The sequence below is a fragment of the Sphaerotilus sp. genome, assembly GCF_034519685.1.
Taxonomy (GTDB): domain Bacteria; phylum Pseudomonadota; class Gammaproteobacteria; order Burkholderiales; family Burkholderiaceae_C; genus Sphaerotilus.
The window spans coordinates 1,141,847-1,166,068 of record NZ_JAXHOF010000003.1 but is presented as its reverse complement, the minus strand read 5'-3'; the positions used below and the strand labels follow the sequence as shown (position 1 = coordinate 1,166,068).

Sequence of the window (24,222 nt, the reverse complement as noted above, 5' to 3'; positions counted from 1 at the left end):
TCCTTGACACTGGCGGGAGTCGAGCGCCAGCCCCGCATCCTGCTGGTCGATGACGACGAGGTGAACCTGCTGCTCACCGGGGCGGCCTTGCGCGAGCGTGGCTTCACGGTGCATGAGGCCAATGGCGGTCGCGCAGCGCTGGGCATGCTGGCGGACTGGTCGCCGGATGTCCTGGTGCTGGACGCCGTGATGCCCGGCATGGACGGCTTTCGCACCTGCGAGGCCCTGCGTGACCTGCCCGGCTTCGAGCTGATGCCGGTGCTGATGCTGACCGGACTGGACGACGAGGCCTCCATCGAGCGGGCCTTCGATGCGGGTGCGACCGATTTTTTTGTCAAGTCGCACCACTGGAGCCTGCTGGCAGGGCGCTTGCGTTACCTGCTGCGGACCTCGCATGTCCAGATGGAGCTGCTGCGCAGCCGCGCCAAGCTGGCCCGTGCACAGGACCTGGCGCGCATGGGCAGCTTCGACTGGCGTCTCGGCGGTGGGCTGCACCTGGAGCCCGAAGCGCTGCGGGTGATCGGACATGGTCAGAGGGCGCCGCTGTCGGTGCAGGAGATGATGCGCCTGCTGGCCCCCGGGGCCAGGAGGGTGATGGCGCCCTTGTTGCGTGATGTCGTGCGCCACAGCACGGTGCTGGACAGCGACATCTCGATTCGCCTGCCCGATGGCCGCGAGCGCATCGTGCATGTCGAGGCGGAGCCCGAGTTCGATGACCAGGGCAGCCTCTGCGCCTACACCGGCATCCTGCAGGACGTGACGGACCGGCGGCTGATCGAGGACAAGATCCGTCACCTGGCCAACTTCGATGCGCTCACCGGCCTGCCGAACCGGCGCCAGCTCATCTGGCGCGCCGAACGTGCGATGGAGCAGGCGCGCCGCCTGGGCCATGACCTCGCGCTGCTGCTGATCGACCTGGACCGCTTCAAGAACATCAACGACACGCTCGGCCACGGGCAGGGCGACGAGCTGCTGGTGGAGATCAGCCGGCGCCTGCGCCATTGCGTGCAGCACTGCGACCAGCTGGCCGATGTGACGATCGATGCGGCCGTGCTGCGCTCGCACCGCTCGCTGGAGGCGGTCGGCCGACTGGGCGGGGATGAGTTCGTGGCACTGCTGCCCGAGGTCGCGGACGAAGTCCAGGCGGTCGAGGTGGCCCAGCGTGTGCTGGTGGCGATGCGCGAGCCGGTGGTGCTGGGGGGGCGCGAATACTTTGTCACGGCCAGCATCGGCGTCGGGCTGTATCCACGGGACGGTGTCAGCGTGGTCGACCTGTTGCGCAATGCGGACGTGGCGATGTATGCGGCCAAGGCGGCAGGGCGCAATGCGCTCCAGGTCTACCGGCCTCACCTGGCGGGCATGGGCCGCGAACGGCTGGAGCTGGAAAGCGCGCTGCACAAGGCGATCGACCGCAACGAGCTGGTGCTGCACTACCAGCCCAAGGTCCGTGTCGGCTCGTCCACCGTGGTGGCGGTGGAGGCGCTGATGCGCTGGCGGCGCAACGGCGTGCTGGTGCAGCCCGGCGAGTTCATTCCGCTGGCCGAAGAGACGGGGCTGATCGTGCCGATGAGCGAGTGGGCCATCGGCGAGGTCGCCCGCCAGATCGCGGTCTGGCGGGACGTGTGCGGCCTGGAGCTGAGCGTGGCGGTGAATCTGCCCAGCCGAGCCTTCGCACGTTCGGATCTGGTGGACATCGTCCGCGCGGCCACCGAGCGCCATGGACTGGCCCCGCGTTCGCTGGAGCTGGAGATCACGGAAACCGGTCTGATGAAGAACCTCGACCAGGTCATTCCCGATCTGCATCGCCTGACCCAGATCGGGGTCGACATCGCGATCGACGACTTCGGCACCGGCTACTCGTCGCTCGCCTACCTGACCCAGTTGCCGATCACCGAGCTGAAGATCGACCGGTCCTTTGTTCTCGATCTCGGCATCACGACCCAGAGCGCGGCCGTGGTCACCGCCGTCATCGCTCTGGCGCGCTCGCTGGACCTGAAGGTCGTGGCCGAGGGCGTGGAGACGATGCTGCAGCGTGATGTGCTCCTGCGGCTGGGGTGTGACCAGATGCAAGGCAACCTGTTTGCCCGTGCGATGGCGCCAGAGGAACTGGTCCGGTGGCTGCAGGCGTGGACACCGAAGCCGTGCTGCCCCCTAACATGAGGGGTGGTTGGCGGAATTAGTGCCGCAGTTGGTGGCGGAAATGAAAAATTCTGGCATTTCCCCTGAAGAGAATTGACGCTCCAATCCCATGGTCCCTTGCCAAGCTGTCAGATGTACATCGACCGATCCCTTCCTGATGCGTTTGATGCCCGACCGCCTGAATCACCCCGCGGAACATCCGTGCACGGGGTCGGCCTCGCCGGGGTACGAAGCATGACCCAAGCCACAGATGCCGGTGGCGTCTTTCCGATGGCACCGCAGTCCGTGCCCGTCTTCGTGGCCGCCCTGGCCGAGCCCTTGCTGGCGGTGCTGTGCCTGCTGCTGTCCTCGTTGTGGCTCGGGCAGCCACTGGATCGCTCGGTGATGCTGCTGGCGGTCTTCACGATGACGCTGATGTTTCCGGGGACCAACCGCTTCTATGAGCGGCCGTCCAATTCGGCGGTCGACATCGTGGCGGCCTGGGCGACGGTCGTCGCGATCCTGTTCCTGTGCGGCTATGCCTCCGACAGCCTGCGCTTCTTTCGCCGGGATCTGATGGCCTTCTGGGTGGTCACCACGCCGGTGGCACAGATGGTCTTCGTGCTGGCCGGGCGCTGGTGGATGCGCCACCATGCCGCACAGCCCGAGAACCGCCGTCCGGCGCTGGTCATCGGGGGTGGGGCGCTGGGGGCCAAGGTCGCGGAGGCGATCCAGGCCCGCACGCCCTATGGCCATGACCTGGTCGGCTTCGTGGAAGACCGCAGCCCGGACCGCTGCGACGAACGCATCCGGGCACGCCTGCTGGGTGGACTGAGCGAGCTGCCTGCCCTCATCCGGCAGCACCATGTCAAGGACGCCTACATCACCTTCGCCCTCAGCAGCCAGCCGCGCATCCGCACCCTGATCTCGGTGCTGCAGGACGCTGCGGTGTCGATCTATCTGGTTCCCGACGTGTTCGGTGTCAACGTGATCCAGGGACGCATGCGCAACATGGACGGCGTGCCGGTCGTCAGCCTGCTGGAGAGCCCCTTTGTCGGGCTCAATGGGCTGGTCAAGCGCCTGTCCGACATCGTGCTCGCGAGCCTGATCCTGCTGCTGATCACGCCGGTGCTGCTGGCGGTGGCCATCGGCGTGAAGCTCAGCTCGCCGGGCCCCATCATCTTCCAGCAGCGTCGCAATGGACTCGATGGCGAGGAGATCGTGGTCTACAAGTTCCGGTCCATGCGCACGATGGACAACGGCGCCGTGGTCAAGCAGGCCACCCGTGGGGATCCGCGTGTCACGCCGTTTGGTGCCTTCATCCGGCGGACCTCGCTGGACGAGCTGCCGCAGTTCGTCAATGTGCTGCAGGGCCGCATGAGCATCGTCGGCCCCCGCCCGCATGCGGTGGCCCACAACGAGCAATACCGGCCCGTGATCCGCTCCTACATGGTGCGCCACAAGGTCAAGCCAGGCATCACCGGGTGGGCTCAGGTGAATGGCTGTCGCGGAGAGACGGACGTTGTCGAGAAGATGGCCGCCCGGGTCCACTACGATCTCGAGTACCTGCGCAACTGGTCGCTCGGACTGGACCTGCGCATCATCGCGCGGACGGTCCGGCAGATGTTCTTTGACCGCAGCGTCTACTGAACGTGAACGGATGCGCGTCTCGCATTTTTGTCCCTTCCATCGATCTCCCACCCATTACACAGGCAGGACCATGAACATCACAACCTCTCCCGCGCTGAATCCCCTGCGGCCGTTGCTCACGATCCTGGTGGGTCTGGCCTGTCTGTCGGCTGGCGGTGCGGGCGCCCAGACCAGCCCGTATTACCTGGGCGCTTCCCAGCGGTTCACGCACAACAGCAATGTGTTCCTCGCCCAGGACGCGACGGCCAAGTCGGACACGATTTCCTCGACCGGCCTGCGCGTGGGCCTGGTCCAGCCCATCAGTCGCCAGCGCCTGAGCGCCAGTCTCAGCGCCAACGTGAACCGCTACAGCAGCCTGAGTGCGCTCAACAACACCGACTACGCCCTGGACACCCGGCTGGACTGGGAAACGGTCGATCGCCTGTCCGGCAATGTGGCGTTCTCGTCGCGCGAGAGCTTGCCGGCGGACGCGGCCGCCCTGTCGTCCGGCCTGCGCAATCTGCTGAAGGTCAACAGCGCGAGCGTGCAGGCCAATCTTGGCGGGGTGACGATGTGGAGCTTCGATGCGGGTGCAGCGGTGTCGCGCGCCAGTTATTCCGAGGCCCTCTACGCGCGTAACAACACCAACCAGACATCGATCAACGCGGGCGCCCGGGTCACACCGGCCAGCGGCCTGTCGCTGCGCGCTGGTCTGCGCCATGCCAACGTCAGCTATCCCAACGCCGGTAACGACGTGCGCCGCAACGACCTGGATCTCTCCGCGACCGTCAACCCCGGTGGTGCCAGCGTGTTCACCAGCCGTATCAGCCTGACCCGCGAGAACCATTCCCTGGCGGACCGCAACGTCAGCAACTGGACCGGTGCGCTGGGCTGGAACTGGAAGCCGACTGGCAAGCTCTCGACCAGCCTGAACCTGTCGCGCGACTCCAGCAACGGCAGCTATGACTTCACGAGCGGCACGATCAACGTGGGCGCGTCCAACAGCACCGTCGCCACGACCCTTGGCCTGACGGCCCAATGGGAAGTGACCTCCAAGATCGGGCTGACGGGCAATCTGTCGCATTCGCGCCGTTCGCTGGACAACGCGCTGACCGTGGGCACGGGCGTCGCGCCATCGACGGCGAGTGACAGAACCAACTCCCTGGGGCTGAGCGTGCAGTACGCCGTGCTGCGCAACGTCGACCTGGGCTGTGGCGTGACCTGGAGCGATCGCAGTGTGTCGTCTTCGGGCGTGACCGTGCTGTCGGCACCGTACAGCGCCACGACATACAGCTGCTTTGGCCAGGCGCTGCTGCGCTGAGCCTCCAGCCGATCCACTGAACTGCACAGCACAACGGGCGCCTTGGCGCCCGTTGTGCTTCGAGCGCGATCACCCGCGCTCCTGGTCCTGCGGGTTCAGGGCCGCCCGATGGAGTGGTAGGCCAGCCCGAACGAGCGGATCAGCTCCGGCTCATACAGATTGCGCCCGTCAAAGACGACCTTGTCCTTCAGGCTGTCGCGGATCGCCTCGAAGTCCGGCGTGCGGAACTCCTTCCACTCGGTGACGATCAGCAGCGCATCCGCCCCTTCGAGCGCCTGCTTCTGCCCTTCGGCGTAGGTCAGCCCGTCCCAGCCCGCCATCACGCGCTGCGCCTCGGCGGCCGACACGGGGTCATAGGCCTGCACCTTCGCACCACGTTTGAGCAGCTCGCCGATGATCACCCGGCTCGGCGCCTCGCGCATGTCGTCCGTGTTCGGCTTGAACGCCAGGCCCCACACCGCGAACGTCTTGCCCGACAGGTCTTCGCCGTACTGCGCCACCACCTTGTGCACGAGGACCATCTTCTGCTCCTCGTTGACCTCTTCGACCGCCTTGAGCATCTTGGACGGGATGCCCATCTCGGCCGAGGTCATCGCCAATGCCTTCACGTCCTTCGGGAAGCATGAACCACCGTAGCCCGCGCCCGCGTACAGGAAGTGCGTGCCGATGCGCGGGTCGCTGCCGATGCCCACGCGCACCAGCTCAATGTCCGCGCCCACCTTCTCGGCCAGACGCGACAGCTCGTTCATGAAGCTGATCCGCGTGGCCAGCATCGCGTTGGCGGCGTACTTGGTGAACTCCGCGCTCTTCACGTCCATGACCAGCAGCCGGTCGCGGTTGCGCACGAAGGGCTGGTAGAGCGCGCGCATCAGCAGGATCGCCCGCTCGTCCTCGGCGCCCACCACCACGCGGTCCGGGCGCATGAAGTCGGCCACCGCCGCGCCTTCCTTCAGGAACTCCGGGTTCGAGCACACCGAGAACTCCATGTCCGCCAGCCCGCGCTTGGCCAGCTCGTCGGCCACGGCCGCCTTGACCTTGTCGCCCGTGCCCACCGGCACCGTGCTCTTGTCGACGATCACCTTGTGGTCGGTCATCAGGCGGCCGATGTTGCGCGCAGCCGCGGTGACGTACTGCAGGTCGGCCGAGCCGTCCTCGTCCGGGGGCGTGCCCACGGCGATGAACTGGATGGTGCCGTGCGCGACCGAGCGCTCGATGTCGGTGGTGAACTCCAGGCGGCCAGCCGCCACGTTGCGGCGCACCACTTCGAGCAGGCCCGGCTCGTGGATCGGGATGCCGCCGTCGTTCAGGATCTTGATCTTGGCGGGATCCACGTCCAGGCACACCACGTGGTTGCCCATCTCCGACAGGCATGCGCCTGTCACCAGTCCGACGTAGCCGGTGCCTATGACGGTGACTTTCATCGCTTCTCTTACCTTCAGGTTGCTGAGTGAATCCGGTGTTGTAGCCGATCGTGCCGCCCGCACGGTGCTTTCGGTGACGGCGCCCACGCAAGGTGGACCGCCAGCGGTCCAAGGTCACGACCGCGTGTGGTTCCAGCCGAAGAATCGGGCGAGTGTAGTCGGCTCACGGATGTGGATTCATTCCCTGAACTGAACTGTCGCTGTCCTGTTGCTGTCACTTGGTGCTTTCCCTATCCCCCATTTCTCCCCCTTGGAAGGCTGCGCAAGCGCTGCGGATTTGTTGAATGATGTGAATCAGCGTGAAATGTGAAAAAAATGATCATTCCTGGTTTTTGTTCGTCAAAGGGAGCTAGAAAGTGTCATTCATCAGTGAATTCCGGCGTCGGCGGCAGTTGCTTGTCACGGGGATCGGGGCCCTGGGGGCGTGGTTTGGTGCGGTCTGGCAGGCCGTTGCGCAGACGGAACCGATCGACGAAGCCCGGATCGGCAAGCATTCCGGTGTGCTGCTGGCGCGGATCGCCGAGCCCGAGGTGGACCCGACCGGGTTCCTGGTCAGCGAAAAATACGACGGCGTGCGCGCACTCTGGGATGGCCGGACGCTGCGCAGCCGGACCGGCAAGGTGCTCGATGCCCCAGCGGATTTCCTGGCCCGCCTTCCGCCAGACGCACTGGATGGCGAGCTGTGGCTGGGTCGCAAACGGTTCGACGAGGTGTCGGCCCTGGTGCGCAGGCGGCGGCCCGCGCCGGGCGCATGGGATGGTGTGCAGTACATGGTCTTCGAGATGCAACGTGCTGGAGGGCGCTTCGACGAACGGGTCGAGCGCATCCGCAGCATCGTGGAGCAGGTGCAATGGCCGCAGCTGCACGCGGTCGAGCAGGAGGTGGTGGCCGACCGCGCCGCGCTGAAGGCCCGGCTGCGCGATGTGCTGGAGGCTGGCGGCGAGGGGCTGATGCTGCACCGCGCCGATGCTCCCAATCTGGGTGGCCGCAGCGATGTGCTGCTCAAGCTCAAGCCCGTGCACGATGACGACGCCCTGGTGATCGGCCACACGCCGGGACAGGGGCGTCTGGAAGGACTGCTGGGCGCGCTGCAGGTCCGCAATGCGGATGGCGTGGTCTTTCTGGTGGGGTCGGGTTTCACTGATGCGGAGCGCCGCGCGCCACCTCCGGTCGGCGCACTCATCGTCTACCGATTCCGCGGCCAGACCAGCCACGGTGTGCCGCGGTTCGCCAGTTTCGTGCGCCGCAGCGATGCGCCCTGAGCGGTGCCGCTTTCCCGATCGGTTAAGGTGCGCCCATGGCTGAATTCACCTACTTCTGGCACGACTATGAAACCTTCGGGCGTGTGCCGCGTCGGGACCGTCCCGCCCAGTTCGCCGGCATCCGCACCGACGCGCAACTGCAGGAAATCGGCGCGCCGGTCACATTCCACTGTCAGCCTGCGCCGGACTATCTGCCCGACCCCGAGAGCTGTCTCCTGACCGGGATCCTCCCCCAGCACTGCCTGGAGCAGGGCCTGCCCGAACACGCCTTCGCCCGTGCCATCGAGGAGCAGCTCGGTCAGCCCGGCACCATCGGCCTGGGCTACAACTCGATCCGCTTCGACGACGAGGTCACGCGCCACCTCTTCTGGCGCAACCTGATCGACCCTTACGCCCGCGAGTGGCAGAACGGCTGCGGGCGCTGGGACATCGTCGATCTGGTGCGCTGCGCCTGGGCCTTGCGCCCCGACGGCATCGTCTGGCCACGCCACGCGGATGGCCGCCCGTCCTTCAAGCTCGAACACCTGACCGCCGCCAACGGCATTGCCCATGAAGCGGCGCACGATGCGCTGTCCGATGTGCGCGCCACGCTGGCGCTGGCCCGGCTGATCCGCGACCGGCAGCCGCGCCTGTTCGATTTCTGCCTCGCACTGCGCAGGAAGGATGCGGTCGCCGCCGAGATCGAGCGCGCTCAGCGCCAGGGGCAGCCCTTCCTGCACATCTCCGGCATGTACAGCGCCGAGCGTGGCGGCCTCGCGGTGGTCTGGCCGCTGTCGACACACCCGACCAACAAGAACGAGCTGATCGTCTGGGATCTGGCCCACGACCCGGCCGAACTGCTGGGCCTGAGTGCCGTGCAGATCCGCGAGCGCCTGTTCACCCGCGCGGATGCGTTGCCTGAAGGGGTCTCGCGGTTGCCGATCAAGACCATCCACCTCAACAAGTCGCCGGTCGTGATTGCCAACCTCAAGACCTTGTCCGCCGAGCGTGCAGCGCACTGGGGCATCGACATGGCCCAGTGCCTGCGCCACGCCGACACGGCGGCGGTGCAGGTGCGCACGCTGGGCGGCATCTGGCAGGAGGTCTATGCCCGCCCCCCTCTGGAGGGGGCGCCGAAAGTCGATGTCGACGAAGACCTCTACGGCGGATTCCTGGACCATGAGGACCGCCGCCGGCTGGTGCGTCTGCGTGGATTGAAGGCGCACGAGCTGCCTGCCGGCCGCGCGCCAGCGTTCGACGACCCGCGGCTGGACGAGCTGTTCTGGCGCTACCGGGCCCGCAATTTCCCCGAGACCCTCACCGACACCGAGCGCGACCGCTGGCAGGCCCACTGCGCCGCACGGCTGCTGGACGGGCAGGGCGGGGCGCAGACCGTGGCACAGTTCTTCGAGCGCATCGACACCCTCGGGCAGGCCCATGAGGACGACGAGCGGGCCCAGGAGATTCTCGGCGCGCTCTACGACTACGCCGAGCAGATCACGCCGACCCGCGGCTGAGGCACAGGCCGGTCAGCGCTGGCTGCGCGCCTTGCGCTTGTCAATCTCGGCGAACTGCGCCTTCAGCAGCAGCATCAGCGAGCGCGCATCCGCTTCGCTCATGCTGAGCACATGGGCGGGCTCCTGGCCTTCCGGGGTCGGGCGCGGCACCAGCAGGCCGTCGAACTTGATGTTGACCAGCCCGTGGTGGCTGGCGGCGGCCTTGTAGCGCTGGACTTCGAGGGTGTAGGTTTTCATCCCGGTATTCTCCTGTTGTTCCACACCCCCGTTTTCGATCCAGAAAGATTTTCCAGATGTCCATCCAATGGTTTCCCGGTCACATGCACCTGACCAAGAAGGCCATCACCGCGCGTGTCAAGGACGGCATCGACGTGGTGATCGAATTGCTCGACGCCCGTGCCCCCGGCTCCAGCGCCAATCCGCTGCTGGCGCAGCTCACGCAGGGCAAGCCGGCGCTCAAGGTGCTCAACAAGCAGGATCTGGCCGACCCGGCGCGCACCGAGCTGTGGCTGGCGCATTACAACGGCCTGCCCGAGACGCAGGCGCTTGCGCTGGATGCCAGCATCACCGCGCCCGCCCAGCGCCTGATCGCGGCCTGCCGTGCCCTCGCGCCATTGCGGGGCGGCATGGCCAAGCCGATGCGCGTGCTGATCTGCGGCATTCCCAACGTCGGCAAGTCCACGCTCATCAACACGCTGGTCGGCAAGCGTGCAGCCAAGACCGGCGACGAGCCTGGCATCACCAAGCTGGAGCAGCGCATCGCACTGGCGAGCGACTTCTACCTGTACGACACCCCCGGCATGCTCTGGCCGAAGATCACGATCGAGAAGGGCGGCTACAACCTGGCCGCCACTGGCGCCGTCGGCCGCAACGCGCTGGACGAGGAACTGGTCGCGGTGGAGCTGCTGGCCACGCTGCGCCGCGACTACGCCGGGCAGGTCGAGGCCCGCTACAAGCTGACCGAGACCGAGGCGCTGAACGACGAGGAACTGCTGGCCGCCGTCGGGCGCAAGCGGGGCGCTGTGCTGGGGGGCGGCAAGGTGAACCTGCAGAAGGCCGCCGAGATCGTCATCCACGATTACCGCAGCGGTGTGCTGGGCCGCGTCACGCTGGAGACGCCAGCGGAATTTCTGGTCTGGGCAGCCGAAGCTGAAATTGCCGAGCAGGCCCGCCAGGAGCGCAAGGCCCGCAAGGGGAAACGGGGTGCGGCACCCGCGTCCGCCGAGCCAGAGGAGACAGGGGAATCCGATGATATTGCCTGAGCCATGGCAATATTTTCTAGATCAGGCGAGGCATTGACGGTCGAGGGCATAGTTCACGGTATTCCGTAAACATTGCATTCAGCTTCGAGACATCGCGCATTCAGACAGACATTCAGGGGGGAGTCGATCCGCAAGGGCTCTCCTAGACTGGGTTCCGACGCACAACGCAAGGACGCCCGCCATGAGCCACCAACGCCCCACAGACCTACGAAACCGCTACGCCTGGGTCGATTTCGCCAAAGGTTTCTGCATCGTGGCGGTGGTGGCCATGTGGATCGCAGGCGAGATGCAGGGGCATGTCGCCAAGGGCCAAGCCGGCTGGCTCGGGTATTTCGTGGTCTTCGCCAAGCCGTTCCGGATGCCCGACTTCTTCCTGATCTCGGGCCTGTTCCTGTCGCAGGTGATCGACCGCCCCTGGAAGCACTACCTCGACACCAAGGTGGTGCATTACCTCTATTTCTTTGTGCTCTGGACGCTGATCGTGCTGCCCGTGACCTGGTTGCTGGGCCACGATGCGCCTGTCAGCCTCGGGGATGCCGCGGCCTCGCTGCTGTTCCACCTGTACGAGCCCTTCGGCATGCTGTGGTTCGTCATGATGCTGTCGGTGTATTTCGTGGCGACGCGCCTGCTGCGCCAGGTGCCCGTCTGGATCCTGCTGCCGGCGGCGGTGCTGTTGCATCTCTTCCCGCTGCAGACCGGCATCTACCACATCGACCGCTTCGGCATGTTCTTCGTGTTCTTCTACGCCGGCCATGTCTTCGCCAGCCGCTTCTTTGCGCTGGCCGACTGGACGCTCGCCCATCGCCGCACCGCCATCGCCGCGCTGCTCGTGTGGGCCGTGGTGAATGGCGCGCTGGTCAAGCTGGCGCTGACGGAGCACCTGGCGGTCAATCTGCTGGCCGGCTTCATGGGCATCAGTGCCCTGGTGTCGATCGCGGCTCTGGTGTCCTCGCACCGCTGGGCGGGCTGGCTCAACACGCTGGGCAAGAACTCCATCGCGGTCTACCTCGGCTTCTACCTGCCCATGATCATCATCGTGCCGGCGCTGCAGGCCTCGCCCGTTGGACGCAGCCCGAGCCTGGTGGCCACCATCGCGATGGTCTCGGTGATCGGCATCGCAATGGGTGCCTACCACCTGTTCAACCGGATCGGGATGCGCTTCCTCTATGACCGTCCGAGCTGGATGCGTCTGGTGAAGCCGGGTCAGCGTGCTGCGTCGGCCGCTTCGGGAAGCAAGGGCGGCCGTGCCATCTCGCCGGTGGCTGGATCGAATCCCACTTCGGCCATGTAGCCGGCCAGGCCGGCGTCGGCGGCCTGGGCGTGGTTCTCGAACCACTGCATCAGCTCCGGCAGCAGCCGGCCGATCATGTCGGTCGCGCCGGCCTCCACATGCTGCCGGCGCACATCCTGCAGCACCGCCAGCACCTGGGTGTGCTGCATCGCATGGCAGTTCTGCGTCGCGAAGCCCAGGGCGGCCATCCAGCGGTCCTCTTGTGCGAAGTGCTCGACGGTGTGCGCGACCAGCGCGTCATAGCGCGGCAGCAGCACGGCGTCCGGCTGTCCCAGCGCTGACTCGACCTGGATCAGGTGCTCGACGAACTCCCGGTGGGTGGCGTCCATCTGGGGCTGGCGGGTGAGCAGCTCGTCGTTCCAGACGATGCCGGGTGTGGCCGTTGGGGTGGGCATGTCGGACATGGGGGTTCCTTCGTCGTGCTTCGGAGCGTGGTGCGGTGGCGCGCACGCTAGCAGGCTGTCCGTTGCGCACCGTTGACCGGGCGCAAGTTCCGCGAACTGCTGGACTTTCCCGGAAGCCATGAGGGCATGTCGGTGCCGTTTGGCAGTGGTAGCATTGCCACATGGCAAACACCCTCATCGACGCCCGCAATGCCGTCCGCCAAGGGCTGCCGTTCTCGGCTTTCGAGTCGGTCGCGACGCAGCTGGAGATGGCTCCGCAACAGATGACCCAGGTGCTCGGCATCCCGCTGCGCACGCTGGCCCGCCGCAAGACCGAACACCGCTTCACGCCGCAGGAGTCGGACCGGCTCTACCGCGTGACGCGCGCGGTGTCGCTGGCGACCGAGGTACTGGGCAACGCGGACAAGGCGCGCCGCTGGCTGAAGTCACCGAACCGGGCGCTGGGCGGCGAAGTGCCCTTCGATCTGCTCGACACCGAGATCGGCGCGCACCAGGTCGAGGAGGTGCTGGTGCGGCTGAACCACGGGATCTTCAGTTGAAGGTCTGGCGCCTGTGCCGCCAGCCGTTCGTGGCGACCGCGCTCGACGGCATCGGCGGGCTCTACGTCAGCGGGCGCTGGCACCGGCGTGGCCGGCCCATCGTCTACGCGGCCAGCTCGGCCGCGCTGGCTGCTCTGGAGGTGCTGGTCCACGTCGATCCGCTCGACGCGCCGGAGGATCTGCGGCTGCTGACGCTGTCGCTGCCGGACGACCTGCTGATCGAGCAGGTCGAGGTGGCGGCGCTGCCCGCGCGCTGGGCGGCGGTGCCGGCGCCGGACGAACTGGCGGCCCTCGGCACCGAGTGGCTCGCCAGCCGGCGCGGCGTGGCCCTCAGCGTGCCGTCCGCCGTGATCCCGATGGAGCGCAACCTGCTGCTCAACCCGCTGCACCCGGACGTGGCGCGGGTGCGGATCGTCGGCGACGAGGCGTTCACCTTCGACCCGCGGCTGATGTAGCCCGGGTCGCACGCCGTTGCTGGCTCAGGGGTAGAGCCCGCGCTCCTGCCGCGCCATCAGGATGCGCTCGCAGGCGACAGCAAACGTCGCGGTGCGCAGCGTGATGTGGTGGCGGTCGGCCATGTCCCAGATCTTGCGCAGGGCCTCGACCATGATCTTGTCCAGCCGCACATTGATCTCGTCCTCGGTCCAGAAGAACGACGAGAAGTCCTGCACCCACTCGAAATAGGACACCGTGACACCACCCGCGTTGCAGATCACGTCCGGCACGACCAGGATGCCCCGGTCGGTCAGCACGTCGTCCGCGTCGAACATCGTCGGGCCGTTGGCGCCTTCGAGCACCAGCCTCGCCTTCAGGCGGTTGGCGCGGGCGACGGTGATCTGGCCTTCGAGCGCGGCCGGGATCAGGATGTCGCAGTCCGTGTCCCAGAAGGCTTCGTCGTCGATGCGCTCCGCGCCGGTGTAGGCGCCGACGCCGCCGTCCCGCCGCACGACCGCCATCAGGTCGGCCATGTCCATGCCGTTCGGGTTGGCAATGGTGCCGGTGTGGTCCTGCACGGCGACGACCTTGGCGCCCGCGCTGGTGAAGAGTTCCGCTGCGGCCGAGCCGACATTGCCGAAGCCCTGCACCGCGATGCGTGCGCCGTCCAGGTTCAGCCCGATGCGCCGCGCCGCTTCCCGGCCGGTCACGAACACGCCGCGCCCGGTCGCCTTGACCCGGCCGAGCGAGCCGCCGAGGTGGATGGGCTTGCCGGTGACGACGCCGCTGGCGGTGGCGCCGACGTTCATCGAGTAGGTGTCCATCATCCACGCCATGATCTGCGGGTTGGTGCCCACGTCGGGGGCGGGGATGTCCTGCTGCGGGCCGATGATGAAGCCGATCTCGCTGGTGTAGCGCCGCGTCAGGCGCTCCAGTTCCTTGTGCGAGAGCTGGCGCGGATCGACCCGGATGCCGCCCTTGGCGCCGCCGTAGGGCAGGTTGACGGCGGCATTCTTCACCGTCATCCACGCCGACAGCGCCATCACCTCCTCCAGCGTCACGTCCGGGTGGTAGCGCACGCCGCCCTTGCCGGGTCCGCGGCTGAGGTTGTGCTGCACGCGGTAGCCCTCGAAGTGCCGCACCGTGCCGTCGTCCATCTCGATCGGCACATCGACGATCAGCGCCCGCTTGGGGTGCTTGAGCGTCTCGGACCAGCGGGCCAGCGCGCCGAGGTAGGGCAGGACGCGGTCGACCTGCAGCAGGTAGGTGCCCCAGGCGCTGTGGGGGCCGGGTGTGACATATGAAAGGGGTTCTTGCATGTTGTAGCCTCGTTGATGCGAGTTGGATGAAGATCGTGCCGCTGGAAGGGCTCTGGTGGATCCCGGCGGCGCGTCATCGGTGCCACTGTAGACAAGGTCAGGGCATCGCTCTTGCCGATGACATGCAGAATTTGCATGAGCCAGGACGCTGTCTGACGCAGTGCTGACATGCGTGCCGGGCGCCGACCATCCGTGGTAACCATGACGATCCGGGTTGCCTGCTTCCGGGGGCGGACTTCGGTCACACCGAAGTCTTGTTCAGCGTGTGCCTGCTGGCCCAAGGCTGCCGCGCTGGCCAGACTGCGGCGCCATGAGCCGAGCCGAACCTTTCCACCGTGCGCTGAGTACCGCGCAGCCCCTCAGCGTCGCCGAACTGCTGGCGCTGCACGGGCGTGCGTCGCAGGCGGTGCTGTTGCTGGTGGTGTCACTGCTGTGTGTGCTGCCCGTGTCCGGTGTGGGCACGGTGCTGAGTTTTCTGCTGTTCGCCGTGGCTTGGCGCTGGCCGCGACCGGGGGGCACGGTCATGCCGGGGCGGCTGGCGTCCTTCCGGCTGGATGCCGTCTGGTCCGGGCGCTGCCTGCGGTCGCTGGCCTGGCTGCACGAGCGCGCCGGCCAGCGGCTGCAGCGCCGCTGGCGGTTGCTGCGGCACCCGGTGGCCTTCGGCTGGTGGCGGGTGTGGATCGCGGTGATGGCGGCGCTGATCTTCCTGCCGCTGCCGTTCGGCAATGTGCTGCCGGGGCTGAGCCTGGTGCTGCTCGGCCTGGGCTGGATGTACCGCGACGGACTGATGCTGATGCTGTCGCTGCCGGCCGGGCTGGGCGCCCTCGCGTTCGGGTGGTTCAGTGCCGGACTGATTGCCGAGACGGTCATGCAGGCCGGACAGCAGCTGTCTTCCTGGCTCTGATCCGGGCTCAGCAGATCCCGCAGCGCACGCCCACCCGCTGCAGATACCGCCGGTACGCCGCACTCAGCCGATCCGCCGCGCAGTGCACCTCGCCGCCGCTGACCGGCAGCCGCCGGGGCTGCTGTGATTCGAGGATCGGCTTGTCCTGCGCGAAGATGGCGAGCTGGAAGTCGCGCAGTTCGGTGTCGGTGGAGGTGGTGTCGGCCGTGTACTGGCCCATCCAGACCCGGCAGTGCTCGTCGTCGAGCGGGGTGGCCCACAGCGTGTAGGCGTCGCCCGGGCTGCCGTCGTCGGGCTGCTTGCCCAGCACCGCGCCGTACGGGCCGAGCACCTCGTAGCGGTAGCGCACCCAGCCGCCACTGGTCGCGCTGGCGGTGGCTCGCGGTTGCCAGGCCCGGTAGTCCTCGATCACCGGGCGGCCATCGGCGGTGTGGGTGACGGTGTAGTCGGGTACCTCGGCATGGCCGGTTTCTCCGAGCCAGCCTTCATGCACGAAGGCGAAATGCGCGGTGTCGAGAAAGTTCTCCACCACCCGGGGCGCGGAGGTGGCCACGTCGAACGGGCCGTAGACCAGCCGGCGGGCGGGCATACCGGGCAGCTTCGGCGGCTCGGTGGTCGGGGGTTCCAGCGCGCCCCAGAGCAGGCCGTGGCATTCGACCACCGGGTGCGTGCAGGCGCTGTGCGAGGCCGGTGGCCGGAACGCCGGCACGGCGGGAATGCCGACACAGGCGCCGCCCGCGTCGAAGCGCCACCCGTGGTACGGGCACTCGATGTGGCCATGCCGGACGCGGCCGAGCGACAGCCGCGCGCCGCGGTGGGGGCACTGGTCCCGCATCAGCACGGGTTGACCAGACGCATCGCGCCACAGCACCAGCGCGTGCCCCAGCAACGTCAGGGCGATGGGGGCTGCGTCCAGATCCTCGTCCCGGCTCAGCGGGTGCCAGAGCTGTGTTTCCATGTCGTGACCTCTCCGAGCTGTCGGCATCGACCGGGATGGTAGCCGCCCGGTTGCTGTCGATGCCGACACCTGATCGGCCGATCAGCCGCCGCCGCCCAGCCAGGCCCGTGCCATCGCGGTGTACAGCGGAATGCCCAGCAACAGGTTCAGCGGAAAGGTCACGCCCAGCGCCAGCCCCAGGTAGATCGCCGGATTCGCTTCGGGCACGGCCTGGCGCAGTGCAGCGGGCACGACGATGTAGCTGGCGCTGGCGGCCAGCACCATCAGCATCGCCGCGTCGCCCGTGTCCAGCCCGACCCAGCCGGCCAGCAGCAAGGCGATCAGCGCATGCACCAGCGGGCCGAGCACCGCATAGGCCAGCAGCCAGCCAGAGGCCTGGCGCACCGCACCGAGCTGGCGTGCCACCTGCACCCCCATGTCGAGCAGGAAGAACGCCAGCAGACCCTTGAACAGGTCACCCGTGAAAGGCTGCATCGTCTTCTGGCCGTGTTCGCCACTGAGCCAGCCGATGGCCAGCGCACCGAGCAGCAGCAGCTGCGAGCCGTGGGTGCAGGCCTCGCGCACCGGTCGCAGCAGGCCGCCGCCGCCGCTGCCGCCGCTGCCGTGGGCCTGCGAGGTGGCCAGCCGGCTGCGCAGCATCAGCGCGATCAGGAGCGCCGGACTCTCCATCAGCACCATCGCGGCGGTCATGTAGCCGCCCGGCGTCAGCCCCAGCTGCTCCAGCTGCTGGTGGGCGGTCACGAAGGTCACGGCGCTGACCGAGCCGTAGGCGGCCGCGACGGCCAGCGCATCGACCGGTGCCGTCACACGGCGCAGCAGCCACCAGCCCAGCAGCGGCACCAGCGCGGCCATCACCAGCGCCAGGCCGATCGCCGCCAGCCCCTCGGCCGGCAGGCCGCCGGCGGACAGCGCGAAGCCGCCCTTCAGGCCCAGCGCCATCAACAGGTAGAGCGACAGGAAGCGGGCCACCTGTGGCGGCACCTCCAGGTCGGAGCGCAACACCCCGGCCAGCAGGCCGACGGCAAAAAACAGGACAGCAGGGTCGAGAAGCGGGTTCATGCCCAGATGCTAGGCAGGACGTGACTTCGTGGAAAATTGATTCTTGTGCATCACAACATAGAGTTTTATCTATGAACACCAGCTTCCGGCAACTCCGTCTCTTCCTCGCGCTGGCCGAGCAGGGCAGCGTCAGCGCCGCCGCGCGGGCGCTGCATGTCACGCAGCCGACCGCGTCGATGCAGCTGCGCGAGATCTCGGACGCGGCCGGGCTGCCGCTCTACACGCTGGTCGGGCGCCGCGTGCAGCTCACCGAGGCGGGCGAGGCGCTGGCGGCCACCGCGCGGCGCATGCTCGACGACTGGATCGACTGGGAGCAGCAGCTTGCGGCGTGGAAAGGGCTGGCCAGCGGGCGGCTGCGGGTGGCGGTGGTCAGCACGGCGAAGTATTTCGTTCCCCGGATGCTGGGGGGCTTCTGCGCGCAGTACCCGGACATCGACATCCGGCTGGAGGTGCTCAACCGCGACGGGGTGGTGCAGCGCCTGCGCGAGCAGCGCGACGACCTGGTGATCATGTCGATGCCGCCAGCCGATCTGGCGCTTGACGACGCGGTCTTCCTGCCGAATCCGCTGGTGCTGGTCGCGTCAGCCGGTCATGCGCTGACGCAGCGGGGGGCGCTGACGCTGGACGACCTGCGCCAGGAGCGTTTCATCCTGCGCGAACGCGGCTCGGGCACGCGCATGGCCGCGGACGCCCATTTCCGCGCCGCAGGCTTTCGGCCGCATCTGCGGCTGGAGCTGGGCAGCAACGAGGCCATCAAGGAGGCGGTGGCGGGCGGGCTGGGCCTGTCGGTGCTGTCGGCGCACACGCTGCGGGGGCGTGCGCGCGAGCATGGCGTGCAGGTGCTGCCGGTCGACGGCTTCCCGATCGCCGGCCAGTGGCATGTGGTGCACCGGCAGGGCCGTGCGCTCAGCCCGATCGCACGGGTGTTCCGCGCGCACCTGCTGGCGCAGGCGGCGCGGGTGGCGGCGGAGGTGGCCTCAGAGGGATGATGGGCGGCGCTGACGACGGTCAGCCGCTGTCCGCTGCAGGACGCAGCTCAGGTCATGGGCGCCGGGTGGCTGCCCCAGACTGCTGCGCGGCTTGCTTGGCCTTGGTTTCCTGCAGCAGCTTCAGGGCGCCGAACACATTGACGCCCGCGACCAACAATGCTGGCCACAGGGGCAGCGCCTGCTCCGTGTACCAGCCCCAGAACAGCAGTCCTGCCAGCGACAGTCCGCCGATCAGCAGCGTCATCGAGCCGAAGCTGAGAATTCCCTTGTCGATGTCTGTCAGTCGCACTTCCTTGTTCTCCATTTGCTGAGCGGGCCGCGCCCGGGGGGCGCTGAAAAATCGTGACAGATTGCCACGGCTGGCAGGCTGCTGCAACAGCATCTGTACCACCCTGTGCACCACCCGGCCGCGGCATAGGCTCAGGATCTGGCGGACACCCACTTCGCCGGTCAGCAGCCGGTAGTGGATCTCGCGCCGGACCAGCGGTGCCAGCGCGAGGTCGGGCTGCGCGCGGCTGGCTTCCAGCACCGCCGTCCGTACCGCAAGGTCCGGGTCCAAGCCGACAATGCGGTGCTCGGATTTCCCACCCATGTTCAGGAGAACCTGATGATCCCCCTGCAAGTCAACGGCTGCGCCCAGCAGCTGGGTGTCGATCCCTCCACGCCCATGCTCTGTGCGCTGCGCGAGCTGCCCTTCCGGCTGGCTTGAGGGCGTCGCCATGGAAGACCTCGACACCCTGGTCCTGCGCGCGGCCGGACATTGGCAGGCGCAGGGTCTGCCTGTCGTGCTGGTGACGGTGACACGCACCTGGGGCTCGTCCCCCCGGCCACCCGGCTCGCTGATGGCCATCAATGGCCGCGGCGAGACGGTGGGCTCGGTCTCGGGCGGCTGCATCGAGGACGACCTGGTCCGGCGCGTCCGCGAAGAGGGGCTGGCCGCCGTCTGCGCAGGCGGTCGTCCCGCCACGCTGCGCTACGGCATCTCGGCCGACCAGGCGCACCGCTTCGGTCTGCCCTGCGGGGGCACGGTGGAGCTGGTGCTGGAGCCGGTGGCCGCGCACAGCCGGCTGCCGGAGCTGCTGCAGGCCTGCCTGCAGCGGCGCAGCACCGAGCGCCGGCTCGATCTGCGCAGCGGCGCGGTCGAGCTGCAGCCCGGCCGGCGCGACGGCCTGCCGGTGCTGTGCGACGACACGCTGGTGACCCACTTCGGGCCGCGCCACCGCCTGATCGTGATCGGCGCCGGCGACCTCTCGCGCTGCCTGAGCCAGATGGCGCTGAGCCTGAACTTCGAGGTCATCGTCTGCGATCCGCGCGAGTCGCAGCACGCGGGCTGGTCGCTGGACGGCGTGACGCTCAGCCACGAGATGCCCGACGACCTGATCCTGCGGCTGCAGCCCGATGCCCGCACCGCCGTCGTGGCCCTGACACACGACCCCAAGCTCGACGACCTGGCGCTGATCGACGCGCTGCAGTCCGAGGCCTTCTACGTCGGCGCCATCGGCTCGCGCCAGCACACCGCGCTGCGGCGCGACCGCCTGCGTGTGCACTTCGGACTGAACGAGGCGGAGCTGGACACGCTGCACGGGCCGGCAGGCCTCTACATCGGCAGCAAGACCCCGGCCGAGATCGCGCTGTCCATCATGGCCGAGGTGGTGGCGGTGAAGAACGGCATTGCGCGGCCCGCGCCCCGCGCCGTGGCCGAGGGCAAGGCGGTGTCCGAAGGCCTGGCCGGGTCGGGGGGTCTGCCCTCGGTCTGTGAGGTGTGATGCGTGAGGAGATGCACGCACAGCCTGCCTGCCGGGTGGATGACCGCGGATCTGGAGGCCCTGCGGCGGCGCCTGTGGCCGCTGACAGTCGAATGGCCGTGATGCCGTGGCCGTCCCGGGCTCAGCGCCCGAACTCGTCGCCCAGCTCGTGCGCCCGCGTCTGCGCGGCGAGCATCGCGGCGATGAAGCTGTCCTGCATGCCCTGCGCCTGCAGCGTCGTCAGCGCGGCGTAGGTCGTGCCGCCCTTGGACGTGACGCGCTCGCGCAGCGTTGCCGGCGTGTCGTCCGAGCGGCGGGCGAGTTCGGTGGCCCCGCCGAAGGTGGCGAGTGCGAGTTGCTTGCCTTGTTCGGCGGTCAGGCCCATGCGCTCGGCGGCGGCGACCATCGCCTCGATGAAATAGAACACATAGGCCGGGCCGGAGCCGGACAGCGCGGTCACGGCGTCCAGATCGGCCTCGCGCTCGACCCACACCACCTCGCCGGTCGGCGCCAGCAGCCCCTCGACCTGAGCGCGCTCGGCGGCGCTGACGGCAGGGCGGGCGTACAGGCCCGAGATGCCCTGGCCGATCAGTGCGGGTGTGTTGGGCATCGAGCGCACCACGCGGTCGGAGCCGGTGGCGCGGGCGATGGCGTCGCTGCGGATGCCGGCCATCACCGACAGGTGCAGCGCGCCGCCGACATGCGCCGCGCACGGAGCGGCGGCGTCGGCGAAGCTCTGCGGCTTGACGGCCCAGACGACGGCGTCGGCCTCCGTCAGGGTGGCGTCGGCGGCGGCGAGGGTGCGCACGCCGAAGTCGCGTTCCAGGCGGGCGCGCTGGTCGGCGCTCGGGTCGAGCACGATCAGGTTCGCGCCGGGCGTGCCGCTGCGGACGAGGCCGCCGAGGATGGCGGTGGCCATGTTGCCGCCGCCGATGAAGGCGAGGGTGGGGGAGGTGGGGTGTGTCATGGCGCGGGAGTTTACTGACCACCGCCCGCCAGCAGCGCCGCATTCCCCCCCGCCGCTGCCGTGTTCACCGTCACCGTCTGCTCCCCGCAGAAGCGATACAGATAGTGCGGCCCCCCCGCCTTCGGCCCGGTCCCGGACATGCCTTCGCCGCCAAACGGCTGCACGCCCACCACCGCCCCGATCATGTTGCGGTTCACATAGACATTCCCGACCCGCGCCCGCTCCGCAATCCGCACCGCCCGGTCGTCGATGCGCGTGTGGACCCCCAGCGTCAGCCCATAACCGAGCGCGTTCACCTCGTCCACCAGCGCATCCACCGCGCCGCGCCAGCGCACGACATGCAGCACCGGCCCGAACAGCTCCTCGCGCAGCTCGCCGATCGACTTCAGCTCGAACGCGACCGGTGCGATGTGCGTGCCGGTCAGCCGCGCGGGCAGCGGCGTGCGGGCGATCAGCCGCGCCTCGCGCTCCAGCCGGGCGATGTGGCGGCTCAGACCCGCGTGCGCCTCCGCGTCGATCACCGGGCCGACATCGACCGCCCAGCTCTGCGCCGCGTCCGCAGGATCGCCGCAGACCAGCTCGGCCATCGCCCCCGCGACCATCTCCAGCACCTTGTCCGCCACGCTGTCGTGCAGGCACAGCAGCCGCAGCGCCGAACACCGCTGTCCTGCCGAGCGGAAGGCGCTTTGCACGACGGCGTCCACCACCTGCTCCGGCAGTGCGCTGGAGTCCACCAGCATCGCGTTCAGCCCGCCCGTCTCGGCGATCAGCGGCACGATCGGGCCGTCGCTCTGCGCCAGCGTGCGGTTGATGGCCTTGGCGACCGGCGTCGAGCCGGTGAAGCACACGCCTGCACAGCGCCGGTGCGCCACCAGCGCTGCGCCCACCGTCTCGCCCGGCCCGCACACCAGCGTCAGCGCCGCGCGCGGCAGGCCGGCGCCGTGCAGCAGCTCGACAAAACGCTGCGCAGTCCGCGGCGTCTGCTCGGCGGGCTTGGCGGCCACCGTGTTGCCCGCCACCAGCGCGGCCACCACCTGCCCGGCGAAGATCGCCAGCGGGAAGTTCCACGGGCTGATGCAGACGAAGACGCCGCGCCCGTGCAGCCGCAGCGCGTTCTTCTCGCCGGTCGGACCGGGCAATGCCTGCGGGGCGAGTCGGGCGGCGGCCTGCTCGGCGTAGTAGCGGCAGAAATCGACCGCCTCGCGGATCTCGGCCACGGCGTCGCCCAGCGTCTTGCCGCCTTCCTGTGCGAGCAGGCCGGCGAATTCGCCCGTGCGCCGCTCCAGCGCCTCGCCCGCCCGCAGCAGCACGGCGCAGCGCTCCGCCAGCGGGGTCGCGTTCCAGCCGCGCTGGGCGGCGTGCAGCGCGTCCATCGCGGCGGCGGCGCCTTCGACGCTGGCCTCCGTCGGCGCGGCGGGTAGCGGCACGCCCAACGCCGCCAGCAGCGGCAGCCGCTCGCGCTCGGCCGCCAGATCGACGCCCTTCGAATTCGCCCGCGCCGCGCCGAACAGTTGCAGCGGCATCGGCAGCACCGAGCGCGACGGCGCCCGCAGCGGCGAGGCCAGCAGCATCTGCGGCGTCACCGCCTCGTCGGCGAGCTGGTGGACAAACGACGAGTTCGCGCCGTTCTCCAGCAGCCGCCGCACCAGATACGCCAGCAAGTCGCGGTGTTCGCCCACCGGCGCGTAGATGCGCAGCGGCGGCGCGTCCGGGCGCCGCATGACCTCGCGGTAGATGCCTTCGCCCATGCCGTGCAGGCGCTGCAGCTCGAACGGCGTGCCCTGCGGGTGAGCGGCCTTGGCCATCTCCAGGATCGCGGCGATGGTGCCGGCGTTGTGGGTGGCGAACTGCGGGTAGATCTCGGGCGCGGCCAGCAGGCGCTGCGCGCAGGCGAGGTAGCTCAGGTCGGTGTGGCGCTTGTCGGTCCAGACCGGGTAGCCGGCCAGACCCAGTTCCTGCGCCCGCTTGATCTCGCCGTCCCAGTAGGCGCCCTTGACCAGCCGCACCATGAAGCGCAGGCCGTGGCGGCGCGCGATGGCGGTCACTTCGTCGATCACCTCGGGCGCGCGGGTCTGGTACGCCTGCACCGCCAGCCCCAGCCCTTGCCACTGTGGATATGTGGCCGCGACATGCGCCGCCAGCAGGTCCAGCACGGCCAGCGACAGCTCCAGCCGCTCGGACTCCTCGGCGTCGATGGTGAGGTTGATGTTCGCGGCGGCGGCGGCGTTCACGAGGTCGAGCAGGCGCGGCATCAGCCGCTCGGTCACGGTGGCGAACTGCGCCGGCTCGTAGCGGGCGTCGAGCGCGGAGAGCTTGATCGAGATGCCGTCGCCGTCTTCCGGGCGCGCCGGGCGGCCCTTGGCGGCGATGGCGCGGATCGCGTCGGCGTAGGCGCGGCCGTAGTGCAGCGCGTCGGCGTCGGTGCGGGCGCCTTCGCCGAGCATGTCGAAGCTGTGGCGGATCAGCGCGTGTTCACGGCGGTTGGCGTCGGCGCGGGTCAGCGCTTCCGCGATCGACTGGCCGAGCACGAACTGGCGCCCGAGCAACTGGATCGCCCGCACCGTCGCCGCCACCACCGTCTTGGCGCCGAGCCGCTGCAGCAGCCCGCCGCCGTGCATGTCCTCGCCATCCTCGGGCAGCAGCTTCTTGGACAGGTGGATCGCCTGCGACGCCAGCCCGGAGAGCATCGGGTGCGGCTGCCCGTCCTGGCCGTGGCTGGAGAAGTCGGCGCGGCCGAGCTGGTCGGCGGTGAGCGCGAGCGCGGTTTCGGTGTCCGGCACCCGCAGCAGCGCCTCGGCCAGCCGCATCAGCGCCAGCCCCTCCGCGCTGGAGATCGGGTACTCGCGCAGCAGCGACTCCATCGCCCAGAACGGCGCGGGCTGGCGGCGCACGGCGTCCACCCACGGCGTGCCGGTGGCGATCACGGCGGACCAGTCCACCCGGCCTTGCAGCTCGCCCAGCAGCCGGGCGACTTGCGCGGTTTCATCACGCACGGGGGCGGGCAGGCGGTCGGAGAAAGGTGTGGTGGCAGCGGGCGTCGTCATGGTGGAGGTCTCGGCGTGGTGTGGCGCAGACCTCCAGCTTATTCGCCATGCAGATGAAT

The 24,222-nt window shown here is 68.7% G+C and carries 21 protein-coding genes; 12 read left to right on the top strand and 9 right to left on the bottom strand.

The window, feature by feature from the left end; translation table 11 throughout:
* The first annotated feature begins 3 nt into the window (after nt 1-3).
* The 3 genes from U5O44_RS09080 to U5O44_RS09070 all read left to right on the top strand — a co-directional run bounded on the left by U5O44_RS09080 (nt 4) and on the right by U5O44_RS09070 (nt 5,068).
* On the top strand, nt 4-2,160 hold the full coding sequence (locus U5O44_RS09080; RefSeq protein ID WP_322588111.1) for a putative bifunctional diguanylate cyclase/phosphodiesterase: 2,157 nt from the start codon (nt 4-6) through the stop codon (nt 2,158-2,160).
* Nucleotides 2,161-2,373: 213 nt separating this feature from the next.
* A complete protein-coding gene (locus tag U5O44_RS09075; protein ID WP_322588110.1) occupies nt 2,374-3,768 on the top strand; it encodes an undecaprenyl-phosphate glucose phosphotransferase in 1,395 nt (464 codons plus the stop codon).
* Between the two features lie 70 nt (nt 3,769-3,838).
* On the top strand, nt 3,839-5,068 hold the full coding sequence (locus tag U5O44_RS09070) for a porin family protein (RefSeq protein ID WP_322588109.1): 1,230 nt from the start codon (nt 3,839-3,841) through the stop codon (nt 5,066-5,068).
* 95 nt (nt 5,069-5,163) lie between these two features.
* Here U5O44_RS09070 and U5O44_RS09065 read toward each other — a convergent pair whose 3' ends face one another.
* Complete coding sequence (locus U5O44_RS09065; protein WP_322588108.1) at nt 5,164-6,489, bottom strand: UDP-glucose dehydrogenase family protein; 1,326 nt, start codon at nt 6,487-6,489, stop codon at nt 5,164-5,166.
* 356 nt (nt 6,490-6,845) lie between these two features.
* On the opposite strand from U5O44_RS09065, the gene U5O44_RS09060 reads away from it, so the two are divergent.
* Together U5O44_RS09060 and sbcB are read left to right on the top strand one after the other, a co-directional pair.
* Nucleotides 6,846-7,751, top strand: coding sequence for a DNA ligase (locus U5O44_RS09060; protein WP_322588107.1), 906 nt, complete (start codon nt 6,846-6,848; stop codon nt 7,749-7,751).
* A gap of 35 nt (nt 7,752-7,786) precedes the next feature.
* Nucleotides 7,787-9,247 (top strand): exodeoxyribonuclease I, encoded by a 1,461-nt coding sequence (sbcB, locus tag U5O44_RS09055; protein WP_322588106.1) that lies wholly within the window; start codon nt 7,787-7,789, stop codon nt 9,245-9,247.
* 12 nt (nt 9,248-9,259) lie between these two features.
* On the opposite strand, the gene U5O44_RS09050 is transcribed toward sbcB, so the two are convergent.
* The gene (locus tag U5O44_RS09050; RefSeq protein ID WP_322588105.1) at nt 9,260-9,484 is read right to left on the bottom strand and encodes a hypothetical protein; all 225 of its coding nucleotides are present in this window, start codon (nt 9,482-9,484) and stop codon (nt 9,260-9,262) included.
* Between the two features lie 56 nt (nt 9,485-9,540).
* Between U5O44_RS09050 and ylqF the strand changes: the two genes are divergently transcribed.
* Nucleotides 9,541-10,509, top strand: coding sequence for a ribosome biogenesis GTPase YlqF (ylqF, locus tag U5O44_RS09045; RefSeq protein ID WP_322588104.1), 969 nt, complete (start codon nt 9,541-9,543; stop codon nt 10,507-10,509).
* A 181-nt stretch (nt 10,510-10,690) separates the two neighbouring features.
* The gene (locus U5O44_RS09040) at nt 10,691-11,800 is read left to right on the top strand and encodes an acyltransferase family protein (protein WP_322588103.1); all 1,110 of its coding nucleotides are present in this window, start codon (nt 10,691-10,693) and stop codon (nt 11,798-11,800) included.
* Here U5O44_RS09040 and U5O44_RS09035 read toward each other — a convergent pair.
* Nucleotides 11,713-12,204 carry a hemerythrin domain-containing protein gene (locus tag U5O44_RS09035; protein ID WP_322588102.1) on the bottom strand — a complete coding sequence of 164 codons (492 nt, stop codon included), beginning with the start codon at nt 12,202-12,204 and terminating at the stop codon, nt 11,713-11,715. The two genes, U5O44_RS09040 and U5O44_RS09035, sit on opposite strands and share 88 nt — an antisense overlap.
* Before the next feature lie 161 nt (nt 12,205-12,365).
* Between U5O44_RS09035 and parS the strand changes: the two genes are divergently transcribed.
* On the top strand, nt 12,366-12,743 hold the full coding sequence (parS, locus tag U5O44_RS09030; RefSeq protein WP_322588101.1) for a type II RES/Xre toxin-antitoxin system antitoxin: 378 nt from the start codon (nt 12,366-12,368) through the stop codon (nt 12,741-12,743).
* Nucleotides 12,740-13,198, top strand: coding sequence for an RES family NAD+ phosphorylase (locus U5O44_RS09025; RefSeq protein ID WP_322588100.1), 459 nt, complete (start codon nt 12,740-12,742; stop codon nt 13,196-13,198). The genes parS and U5O44_RS09025 overlap by 4 nt, the downstream gene beginning before the upstream one ends.
* Before the next feature lie 24 nt (nt 13,199-13,222).
* On the opposite strand, the gene U5O44_RS09020 is transcribed toward U5O44_RS09025, so the two are convergent.
* Complete coding sequence (locus U5O44_RS09020) at nt 13,223-14,497, bottom strand: Glu/Leu/Phe/Val family dehydrogenase (RefSeq protein WP_322588099.1); 1,275 nt, start codon at nt 14,495-14,497, stop codon at nt 13,223-13,225.
* A gap of 310 nt (nt 14,498-14,807) precedes the next feature.
* Between U5O44_RS09020 and U5O44_RS09015 the strand changes: the two genes are divergently transcribed.
* Nucleotides 14,808-15,401, top strand: a complete 594-nt coding sequence (locus U5O44_RS09015) for an exopolysaccharide biosynthesis protein (protein WP_322588098.1) — start codon at nt 14,808-14,810, stop codon at nt 15,399-15,401.
* A gap of 7 nt (nt 15,402-15,408) precedes the next feature.
* On the opposite strand, the gene U5O44_RS09010 is transcribed toward U5O44_RS09015, so the two are convergent.
* Nucleotides 15,409-16,359 (bottom strand): aromatic ring-hydroxylating dioxygenase subunit alpha, encoded by a 951-nt coding sequence (locus tag U5O44_RS09010; RefSeq protein WP_322588097.1) that lies wholly within the window; start codon nt 16,357-16,359, stop codon nt 15,409-15,411.
* Between the two features lie 81 nt (nt 16,360-16,440).
* Nucleotides 16,441-17,418, bottom strand: a complete 978-nt coding sequence (locus U5O44_RS09005; protein WP_322588096.1) for a sodium-dependent bicarbonate transport family permease — start codon at nt 17,416-17,418, stop codon at nt 16,441-16,443.
* 71 nt (nt 17,419-17,489) lie between these two features.
* Here U5O44_RS09005 and U5O44_RS09000 point away from each other — a divergent pair, with 71 nt between their 5' ends.
* Nucleotides 17,490-18,407: a LysR family transcriptional regulator gene (locus U5O44_RS09000; protein ID WP_322588095.1), complete on the top strand. Its 918-nt coding sequence runs from the start codon at nt 17,490-17,492 to the stop codon at nt 18,405-18,407.
* Between the two features lie 52 nt (nt 18,408-18,459).
* Here U5O44_RS09000 and U5O44_RS08995 read toward each other — a convergent pair whose 3' ends face one another.
* Complete coding sequence (locus U5O44_RS08995) at nt 18,460-18,999, bottom strand: hypothetical protein (protein WP_322588094.1); 540 nt, start codon at nt 18,997-18,999, stop codon at nt 18,460-18,462.
* 127 nt (nt 19,000-19,126) lie between these two features.
* On the opposite strand from U5O44_RS08995, the gene U5O44_RS08990 reads away from it, so the two are divergent.
* On the top strand, nt 19,127-20,173 hold the full coding sequence (locus U5O44_RS08990; protein WP_322588093.1) for an XdhC family protein: 1,047 nt from the start codon (nt 19,127-19,129) through the stop codon (nt 20,171-20,173).
* Between the two features lie 121 nt (nt 20,174-20,294).
* Here the strand turns inward: U5O44_RS08990 and proC are convergent, their stop codons facing one another.
* Together proC and U5O44_RS08980 are read right to left on the bottom strand one after the other, a co-directional pair.
* Entirely contained in the window at nt 20,295-21,119 is an 825-nt protein-coding gene (gene proC, locus U5O44_RS08985; protein WP_322588092.1) for a pyrroline-5-carboxylate reductase, read from the bottom strand.
* An 11-nt stretch (nt 21,120-21,130) separates the two neighbouring features.
* On the bottom strand, nt 21,131-24,163 hold the full coding sequence (locus U5O44_RS08980; protein WP_322588091.1) for an L-glutamate gamma-semialdehyde dehydrogenase: 3,033 nt from the start codon (nt 24,161-24,163) through the stop codon (nt 21,131-21,133).
* Nucleotides 24,164-24,222: the final 59 nt, after the last annotated feature.